The 8,973-nt window shown below is 67.5% G+C and carries 10 protein-coding genes; 6 read left to right on the top strand and 4 right to left on the bottom strand.

Annotated features, from left to right (window positions below; translation table 11 throughout):
- Nucleotides 1-56: 56 nt before the first annotated feature.
- Nucleotides 57-1,733, bottom strand: a complete 1,677-nt coding sequence (locus tag AC1DY5_RS30810) for a carboxylesterase/lipase family protein (protein WP_478117657.1) — start codon at nt 1,731-1,733, stop codon at nt 57-59.
- Between the two features lie 328 nt (nt 1,734-2,061).
- Here AC1DY5_RS30810 and AC1DY5_RS30815 point away from each other — a divergent pair, with 328 nt between their 5' ends.
- The gene (locus AC1DY5_RS30815; RefSeq protein ID WP_478117659.1) at nt 2,062-3,060 is read left to right on the top strand and encodes an AraC family transcriptional regulator; all 999 of its coding nucleotides are present in this window, start codon (nt 2,062-2,064) and stop codon (nt 3,058-3,060) included.
- 19 nt (nt 3,061-3,079) lie between these two features.
- On the opposite strand, the gene mazF is transcribed toward AC1DY5_RS30815, so the two are convergent.
- Both mazF and AC1DY5_RS30825 read right to left on the bottom strand, forming a co-directional pair.
- Nucleotides 3,080-3,418 carry an endoribonuclease MazF gene (gene mazF / locus AC1DY5_RS30820; RefSeq protein WP_478117644.1) on the bottom strand — a complete coding sequence of 113 codons (339 nt, stop codon included), beginning with the start codon at nt 3,416-3,418 and terminating at the stop codon, nt 3,080-3,082.
- Complete coding sequence (locus AC1DY5_RS30825) at nt 3,418-3,654, bottom strand: AbrB/MazE/SpoVT family DNA-binding domain-containing protein (RefSeq protein ID WP_478117646.1); 237 nt, start codon at nt 3,652-3,654, stop codon at nt 3,418-3,420. The genes mazF and AC1DY5_RS30825 overlap by 1 nt, the downstream gene beginning before the upstream one ends.
- A 105-nt stretch (nt 3,655-3,759) precedes the next feature.
- Between AC1DY5_RS30825 and AC1DY5_RS30830 the strand changes: the two genes are divergently transcribed.
- From AC1DY5_RS30830 to AC1DY5_RS30850, 5 genes are read left to right on the top strand one after another with little or no spacing between them, the layout of a single operon-like run.
- On the top strand, nt 3,760-5,247 hold the full coding sequence (locus AC1DY5_RS30830) for a protein adenylyltransferase SelO (RefSeq protein WP_478117647.1): 1,488 nt from the start codon (nt 3,760-3,762) through the stop codon (nt 5,245-5,247).
- Nucleotides 5,244-5,666, top strand: coding sequence for a peptide-methionine (R)-S-oxide reductase MsrB (gene msrB / locus AC1DY5_RS30835; RefSeq protein WP_478117648.1), 423 nt, complete (start codon nt 5,244-5,246; stop codon nt 5,664-5,666). Before AC1DY5_RS30830 ends, msrB begins: the two co-directional genes overlap by 4 nt.
- A 9-nt stretch (nt 5,667-5,675) precedes the next feature.
- Nucleotides 5,676-6,215, top strand: coding sequence for a septation protein A (locus tag AC1DY5_RS30840; protein WP_478117649.1), 540 nt, complete (start codon nt 5,676-5,678; stop codon nt 6,213-6,215).
- Nucleotides 6,212-6,475 carry a BolA family protein gene (locus AC1DY5_RS30845; RefSeq protein WP_478117651.1) on the top strand — a complete coding sequence of 88 codons (264 nt, stop codon included), beginning with the start codon at nt 6,212-6,214 and terminating at the stop codon, nt 6,473-6,475. Before AC1DY5_RS30840 ends, AC1DY5_RS30845 begins: the two co-directional genes overlap by 4 nt.
- A gap of 53 nt (nt 6,476-6,528) precedes the next feature.
- A complete protein-coding gene (locus tag AC1DY5_RS30850) occupies nt 6,529-7,314 on the top strand; it encodes a foldase protein PrsA (protein WP_478117653.1) in 786 nt (261 codons plus the stop codon).
- 155 nt (nt 7,315-7,469) lie between these two features.
- On the opposite strand, the gene AC1DY5_RS30855 is transcribed toward AC1DY5_RS30850, so the two are convergent.
- The coding region (locus tag AC1DY5_RS30855) for a phosphoribosylformylglycinamidine synthase subunit PurQ (RefSeq protein ID WP_478117655.1) at nt 7,470-8,973 on the bottom strand (1,504 nt) is incomplete at its 5' end.

Below are 8,973 nucleotides of genomic sequence, written 5' to 3' on the forward strand. Positions count from 1 at the left end.
GGGCAATGCCGCAAACCCGCAGATGGTCGCCGAGGAGACCTTCTGCGAGCGGCCGGCTACTGGGTCGAGATGCTGGACGCGCCGGGCGTGGCGTCGAACAGGAGCCGAGAGGGCCACGGCGCCCAGGTTGTGCCCAGGGCGGCGGTGTTCGGGTCGCCGGTGCGCATGAAGGCCGCGATGCTGCCCATCATCGCGGCCGACAGCGCCTCTCTGCCCGGCCGATTGGCGGCACTGAAGCTCGCGTTCGAGAACAGCGACGGCCCGAAATTGCCGAACACGAAGCCCAGGTCGAAGGCGTGCGCGGCGCCATAGACCTCGTTCCACGGGCCCGGCAACTGCGCCCAGTCGAAGCGATAGTGCCACAGATTCGACTGCTGCGTCTTCATCGTGTTCAGCAGGTTGTCTCGGCTCGGCACCATGAAGGCGTTGGTGATGCGGGCGGTCATCGCGTCGTAGCCCGTGACCGGCGTCGTCACCGGCAGGTAGGCCGGGTCGATGATGTCGGCCGACGTCAACGAGGTCGGCGCGTCCGGGTTGAAGTTCTGCATCATCGTGAAGCGCGTCGCATCGTCGATCTTGATGCCGGGCTTGGGGCCGCCGACCAGCGGCAGGAAGGGCGTGAAGAGCTTGCCCTCGTCGCGCGTGACGCCCACCATGGTCGGCACCTTGAGATACTGGCCGGCCGCGATTGCGACGATCGGATCGGTCGGCAGCACGGTGCCGTCCGGGATCGGGCCCGAGCCGGTCAGGCCCTTGGCCAGCACGATGCCGAGGATGGTCTTGGCGTCCTTGGCCCGCAGGTAGTCGGCGACGTCGGCGTTGCTCATGCCGGCCGCATAGGTCGCGGCAGCGGCCAGGTCGGCCGCCTTGCCGTCGGCCACCAGCAGGTTCAGCAGCAGGCCGTTGCCCTGCGCCAGGTAGGCCGAGGCCGGGTTCAGCGTTGGCAGGCTGCCGGGCGGCAGGTTGCTCGCCAGCGAGATGCCGCCCGACAGCGGCATCGCCTTGTGGAACAGGCCCTTGGCCATCGGCGACGCCATCAGGGCCAGCAGGTTGATCGCGCCGGCCGACTGTCCCATCACCGTGACATTGCCGGTGTCGCCACCGAAGCCGGCGATGTTCTTCTGGATGTAGCGCAGCGCCGCCAGGTTGTCGAGCAGCGCGAAATTGCCGGAGTCGTCGCCCTCGCTGCCGCCGACGTGCAGCTGCGGCAGGTTGAAGAAGCCCAGCACGCCGAGCCGATAGTTGGCCGTGACGATGACCGCGTTGGCCTTCTTCGCCAGGTTGGCGCCGTCATAGACCGGGTCCGCGGTGTAGCCCGAGAGGTTGCTGCCGCCGTGGATGAAGAGCATCACCGGCAGCTTGTCGTCGGTGGTTGCGGGCCGCCAGATGTTGAGCGTCAGGCAGTCCTCGCTGCCGACCGGGGTGTTCAGCGTGCTGGCGATCGTGGCGTCGTAGGTGTTGTTGGCGCCGGGCCCGTAGATGCGCCCGTTCTGCAGGCAGGGGTTGCCGAATTTCTGCGCCGGACGGATGCCGGTCCAGGCCTCGGCCTCGGCGGGGGCACGCCAGCGCAGGGCGCCGACCGGCGGCTGCGCGAAAGGCAGGCCCTTCCACCACCAGGTGCCCGAGCGGGCGCTGTCGTCGACGCCCTCGACCTTGCCCTGGGCGGTGCTGCGCACCGTGGGGGCCTCGGGGATCGGTGTCTCGGGGACGGGGGTCACGGGCGTCGGCGTCATGGTCGGAGTCGTGGCCGCAGCGGGCGGCGGAACGAGAAAGGAGGGGTCGGACGATCCGCCGCAAGCGGCGATCAGCGTGCACAGTAGCACCAATCCCGCGCCCCATTTCCGGGTTGTCAGGGTCATGTGTTGTCTCCTCGTCGGGTTATTCGGAATGCCCTCCGCCGGGGCCGGCCTCGATACTAGGAACGACCCCTCCCATGCCTGCTATCGCAAGGGCACCAATCCAGTGACTTCAGAGACGCAAGCACCCGCACCGGTGCGCCCTGCCCCCTTCGCGGCCTCGCTGCGCACCAGTTCGGGTGCCTGGCTGCGCGGCGTGCTCGACATGTTCGCGGCCGAGGGCCTGGACGTGCCGGCGCTGCTGCGCGACTGCGGCTTCGATGCCAGCGGGCTCGACCGGTCCGAGGCCCGCTTCCCGGCCGACGACATCAGCCAGCTGTGGCAAACGGCGGTGGCCCGCTCCGGCAAGGCCACGCTGGGCCTCTCGCGCGAGTTGGCCGCCCGCCACGGCAACCTCGATATGGTGGGCCACGCCATGAGCTGCAGCCCACATCTGCAGGCAGGCCTGGAGCGCCTGGCGCGCTACCTGGCGGTGGTCTCGGACGCCGCCACCTTCGCGCTCGAGCCCGAACCCCGCGGCCATTGGCTGGTGCTCGGCCATGTCGGCAGCCGCCGGCCGGTGCCGCGCCAGCGCGTCGAGTACGGCATGCTGACCATGCTGGTGCTGTGCGGCTGGCTGACGCGGCGCGAACTGCAGCCGCTGGCGGCCGAGTTCGTGTTTGCGGCCCCGCCGAACGACACGGCCCATCGCGCGGCTTTCGGCTGCGCGATCCGCTTCGGCGCCGCGGCCAACCGGCTGCTGCTGGGCGCTGCCGACATGGGCGCGGCGATCCCGTCGCAGCATCCGGCGCTGGCGGCGCTGCACGAGCGGCTGCTGGACGAGCAGCTGACCCAGTTGGCCGACAACACGATCAGCCGCCGGGTCTGCGCCGAGATCACGCGCCGGCTGGCCGGCGGCGAGCCGCGTCGGCAAGACGTCGCGGCCGGACTCGGCGTCACCGAGCGTACGCTGCAGCGCAGGTTGCAGGTCGAATCGAGTTCCTACCAGGCCTTGCTCGACCAGACCCGCCGCGAGCTGGCCCAGCAGTACCTGGCCGACCAGCGCTACACGCTCACCGAAGTCGCCGACCTGCTCGGCTTCGTCGACAGCAGCAACTTCTTTCGAGCCTGCAGGCGCTGGTTCGGGGTGCCGCCGGGGCAGTACCGGGTGCGGATGTGGGAGAGCGGCGAAGTGCCCGAGCAGGTCGTGCCGGCTGCACTCTAGGCAAACGCTGGTGGTCGGCTCAAGGTTGCCCAACCAGCGCCACGACCCGGGCCCGGACCTCCGACAATTCCCGCATCGACACCTGCGCCTTGCGAGTCGCCTTTCGAACCCTCCAATCGAGGCTCTTGACCTGGTCCGCGAGCACCGCGGTCGCCCGCGTGCCAGCGATCGCTACCTCGAAGGGATAGCCCTTGACCTGGGTCGTCATCGGGCAGCACAGCATCAAGCCGGTCTTGCCGTTGTAGGCGGCCGGGCTCAGCACCAGCGCAGGCCGGTGGCCCACCTGCTCATGACCAGCCTGTGGATCGAAGTGCAGCCAGACGATGTCTCCGGCTTCCGGAACGTAGCGGCTCGTCATCACCATTCCTTGCCCACCGCCGGTCCGAAATCGGCTTCGCCGTGCAGGTTGTCGGGAGTGATCCCGGCCAGCAGTTCTGCCAGATCGACCGCCTTGCGCACCGGCTCGATCACGATGCGCCCATCTTCATCACGCACATCAACGGTTTCATCGAGTTGAAGGTTGAGCGACTTCATCACGGCCGCCGGAATGCGCACCGAGGCGCTGTTGCCCCACTTCTTGATGACCACGTGCATGACGCCTCCTAGTATCGACAATGTTGATACCTTAATCGAAAGCCCTTTCACGCGCCGATGGCCCCGTCTGCCCGGGGTCTCGCCCGCTGCGGGACAATCGCCCGCATGAGCATGCTTGCAGACGAAGCGGACACGGCCCAGATCGACCTGGGTCTGCGCTGGGCCCCGGGTTTTTCGGCGCTGGGCCCCGCCTTTTTCACCGAACTCCCGCCCCGTCCCCTTCCCGATCCCTACTGGGTCGGCCGCAGCGCGCGCATGGCGGCCGAGCTCGGACTGGATCCTTCCTGGCTGCATTCCGACGAAGGCCTGGCTGCTTTCGTCGGCAACTCGCCGATCGCCGGAACGCGCCCGCTGGCCAGCGTCTACAGCGGCCATCAATTCGGCGTCTGGGCCGGGCAGCTGGGCGACGGGCGCGCCCTCCTGCTCGGTGAAACCGAGGGCGGCCTCGAAGTTCAGCTCAAGGGTTCCGGACCGACCCCCTACTCCCGCATGGGCGACGGCCGCGCTGTGTTGCGCTCCAGCATCCGCGAGTTCCTCGGCAGCGAGGCGATGCAGGGCCTGKGCATCCCGACCACCCGCGCCCTGTGCGTCACCGGCTCCGACGCCAGGGTGCGCCGAGAGGAACTCGAAACCGCCGCCGTCGTGATCCGCGTCGCACCGAGCTTCGTCCGCTTCGGCCACTTCGAGCATTTCGCCGCCAACCAGCGCGACGCCGAACTGCGCGCCCTGGCCGACTACGTGATCGACCGCTACTACTCGGAATGCCGCAGCTCCTCGCGCTTCGACGGCAACGCCTATGCCGCGCTGCTGGAGTCGGTCAGCGAACGCACCGCGGCGCTGCTGGCCCAATGGCAGGCGGTCGGCTTCTGCCACGGCGTGATGAACACCGACAACATGAGCATCCTCGGGCTCACGATTGACTACGGGCCGTTCCAGTTCCTCGACGGCTTCGACCCACGCCACATCTGCAACCACAGCGACACGGCCGGCCGCTATGCCTTCAACCAGCAGCCCAATGTCGCCTACTGGAACCTGTTCTGCCTGGCCCAGGCCCTGTTGCCCTTGATCGGCGACCAGCAGGTCGCGGTCGCCGCGCTGGAATCTTACAAGACCGTGTTCCCACGCGAGTTCGAGGCCCGAATGCGCGCCAAGCTCGGCTTCGCCGAGGCCGCGGATGGCGACCGCGCCCTGATCGAGGGCGTGCTCAAGCTGCTGGCGCAGGAAAAGGTCGACTACACGATCTTCTGGCGCCGCTTGTCCGACTGCGTGGCAAGCGGCAACGCCGAGCCGGTGCGCGACCTGTTCGTCGACCGCCCGGCCTTCGACGCCTGGCTGCTGGCCTACGCCGGGCGCCGTGGTGAAATGCCGGCTGCGACCGCCGCCGACCGAATGTTCCGTAACAATCCCAAGTTCGTCTTGCGGAACCACCTGGGCCAGCAGGCGATCGAAGCCGCCGGGCAGAAGGACTTCTCCGGCGTCGCCACCTTGCTGAGCCTGCTCGAAACCCCATTTGAAGACCATCCCGGCCACGACGACTACGCCGGCTTTCCGCCCGACTGGGCCTCCTCGATCGAAATCAGCTGCTCATCATGACTTCACCCGTTCAGAAAACCGATACCGAATGGAAGGCCCTGCTGGCCGAGAAGGGTGCCGAGCGCGGCGCCTTCGAAATCACCCGGCACGCCGCCACCGAGCGCCCCTTCACCGGCAAGTACGAAGCCCACTGGGAAGACGGCAGCTACCACTGCATCTGCTGCGGCGCCAAGCTTTTCGATTCGGCCACCAAGTTCGACGCCGGCTGCGGCTGGCCCAGCTTCTCGCAGGAGGCGGTGCCCGGCGCGATCCGCAACATCGTCGACCGCTCGCACAGCATGGTGCGTACCGAGAACGTCTGCGCTAACTGCGGCGCCCACCTGGGCCATGTGTTTCCCGACGGGCCGACCGACACCGGGCTGCGCTACTGCATGAACTCCGCGTCGCTGGACTTTCAGAAGAAGAAAGAGACCGACTGAGCGCGCGCCATGAAATTCGTCATCGACTTCTTCCCGATCCTGCTGTTCTTCGGCGCCTTCAAGTTCTACGACATCTACGTGGCGACCGGCGTGCTGATGGCCGCCACCACGCTGCAGATGGCGATCATCTGGTTCATGGAACGCCGCCTGCAGCCGATCCAGAAGGCCACGCTCGTGTTGATCCTGCTGTTCGGTTCGCTCACGCTGGCGCTGCACGACGACCGCTTCATCAAATGGAAACCGACCGTGCTCTATGGCGCCATGGCCCTCGCGCTGGCGGTCGCGCTGTGGGGCTACAAGAAGAACTTCCTGAGGATGCTGCTGGGCGCCCAGTTGGACCTGCCGGCCCAGGTCTGGGGCAAGCTCAATGTCGCCTGGATTGCCTACTGCCTCTTCATGGCGGTCCTCAACGGCTACGTCGCGGCCTATTTCACGACCGAAGCCTGGGTCAATTTCAAGCTTTGGGGCTACGTCTTCCCGATCGTGTTCCTGGTCGCGCAGGGGCTCTACATCTCGCCTCATCTCAAATCGGACAAGCCCGCAGCATGAGCCTTCCGACCGCCCAGGACCTCGAGACGCGGCTGCGCGAAACGCTGCAGCCCACCCAACTCGAGGTGATCGACGAAAGCGCCGCCCATGCCGGCCATGCGGGCGCCGGCGCCGAGGGCTACGGCACGCATTTCCGGGTCCGGATCGCTTCGCCGCTGTTCGCCGGCAAGCCGCGTGTGGCGCGCCATCGGCTTGTGTATGATGCGCTGCAACTTTTCATCGCACAGGGCCTCCACGCGCTTGCCATAGAGACGCTTTAGGGCGTCGACCCCTATCACCCGCACGGTCGTGCGGCGACAACTCCCTCCCCCTTATGAAGAAAAACATCCTGAAGGCCGTCGCGCTCGCCACTCTAGTCGGCGCCATTCCGTTCGCCGCCCTGGCGCAGAACGCCGCCATCGTGAACGGCAAGGCCGTGCCGAAGGYGCGCATGGACGTGCTGGCCCAGCAACTGGCCTCGGCCGGCCGGCCGGTGACGCCCGAAATGCAGGGCCAGCTGCGCGAAGAAGTGATCGCGCGCGAGATCTTCATGCAGGAGGCCCAGAAGCAAGGCCTCGACGCCAGCGACGACTACAAGAACCAGCTCGAACTCGCGCGCCAGGCGATCCTGATCCGCCAGCTGTTCGAGAACTRCCGCAAGACCAACCCGGTCACCGACGCCGAGGTCCAGGCCGAATACGACAAGTTCGTCGCCGCCAACAGCGGCAAGGAATACAAGGCCCGCCACATCCTGGTCGAGACCGAGGACCAGGCCAACAAGATCCTGGCCGACCTCAAGAAGGGAGCCAAGTTCGAAGACATCGCGAAGAAGCAGAGCAAGGACCCGGGCTCGGGCGCCAACGGCGGCGATCTCGACTGGGCCGCGCCCGCCAGCTTCGTACCCGAATTCTCGGAAGCGATGATCAAGCTCAAGAAGGGCGAGACCACGGCCGTGCCGGTCAAGTCGCAATTCGGCTACCACATCATCCGGGTCGACGACGTCCGCCAGGCGCAGCTGCCCAAGCTCGAGGAAGTCAAGCCCCAGGTCACGCAGCAGTTGCAGCAGCAGCGGCTGCAGAAATACCAGGAAGACCTGCGCGCCAAGGCAAAGGTCGAGTAACTGTTGCTCGCCCCCAGGTTGGCTCACTTCGTGTAGCCGCCCACCCCCCTGCCGGGGGCAACACCAGCGGCCCGGCGAAGCCGCTTCCGCGGTGTTTCTGGAACGAAAAAGCGGCCCTCTGGGCCGCTTTTTCTATAGGCGCGACGGGCGTGTGCTCAGCCCACCCACTTGCGCGCGTTGCGCCAGATCCGCATCCACGGGCTGAGTTCGCTCGGATCGCCCGAGGTCCAGCTCATCTGGATGTTGCGGAACACCCGCTCGGGGTGCGGCATCAGCGCCGTGAAGCGGCCATCGGCCGTGGTCACCGAGGTCAAGCCGCCGGCGCTGCCGTTGGGATTGAACGGGTAGCGCTCGGTCGCCTTGCCGTGGTTGTCGACGAAGCGCATCGCCGCAGTCGCCTTGGCGGGATCGCCGCGGTGCTTGAAGTTAGCATAGCCCTCGCCGTGCGCGACGGCGATCGGCAGGCGGCTGCCGGCCATGCCGGCAAAGAACAGACTGGGCGATTCGAGTACCTCGACCATCGACAGGCGGGCCTCGAAGCGCTCGCTTTGATTGGTCGTGAAGCGCGGCCAGGCTTCGGCGCCCGGAATGATGTCGGCCAGCTCGGCGAACATCTGGCAGCCGTTGCAGACACCGAGGCCGAAGGTGTCGCCGCGGCCGAAGAAGCCCTTGAACTGCTCGGCCAGCTTCGGGTTGAAGGTGATGCTGCGGGCCCAGCCAATGCCGGCACCCAGCGTGTCGCCATAGCTGAAGCCACCGCAGGCGACCACGCCCTTGAAATCGGCCAGGTCCGCCCTGCCCGTCTGCAGGTCGGTCATGTGGACGTCGAAGGCCTCGAAACCCGCTTCGTTGAAGGCGTAGGCCATCTCGACATGCGAGTTGACGCCCTGCTCCCGCAGGATCGCGACCTTGGGCCGGGCCAGGTTCAGGAAGGGCGCAGCCACGTCGTCGGTCGCGCCCGGCGCCAGCAGCACGTGCGCACCCGGGTCCTGCGGGTCGCCGGCCGCGGCATGCTCGGCATCGGCGCAGTCGGGGTTGTCGCGCTCGCGGCAGATCTTCCAGCTGACGGCATCCCAGACCTGGTGCAGGTCGGCGAGCGCAGCGCTGAAGACCGCCTTGGCGTCGCGCCAGACTTCGATCTTGCCCTTGCCGGCATCCATGGTCGAGCCGGCCGGCCGGGTCTTGCCGACGAAGTGGCTGTGGGCGCTGAGGCCGTGGGCGCGCAGGGTCTGCATCACCTCGTTGCGCTCGGCAGTGCGCACTTGCAGCAGCAGGCCCAGCTCCTCGTTGAAGAGCGCCTTGAGCGTGAGTTCCTCGCGCCGCGCGCTGACCTGGCCGGCCCAGTTCTTGGCGTCGCCGTATTCGGCACGGCTGTCGCTGATGCCGTCGCCCTCGGTGACCAGCAGGTCGACGTTGAGCGCGACGCCGACATGGCCGGCAAAGGCCATTTCGCAGGCCGCAGCGAACAGGCCGCCATCGCTGCGGTCGTGCAGCGCCAGGATCTTGCCCTCGGCGCGCAGCGCGTTGACCGCGGCGACCAGCTTCACCAGATCCTGCGGATCGTCGAGGTCGGGCACCGTGTCGCCGCTCTGTCCCAGCGTCTGCGCCAGGATGCTGCCGGCCATGCGATGCTGGCCGCGGCCCAGGTCGATCAGCACC

This window comes from Variovorax sp. P4_D9, from assembly GCF_056401695.1.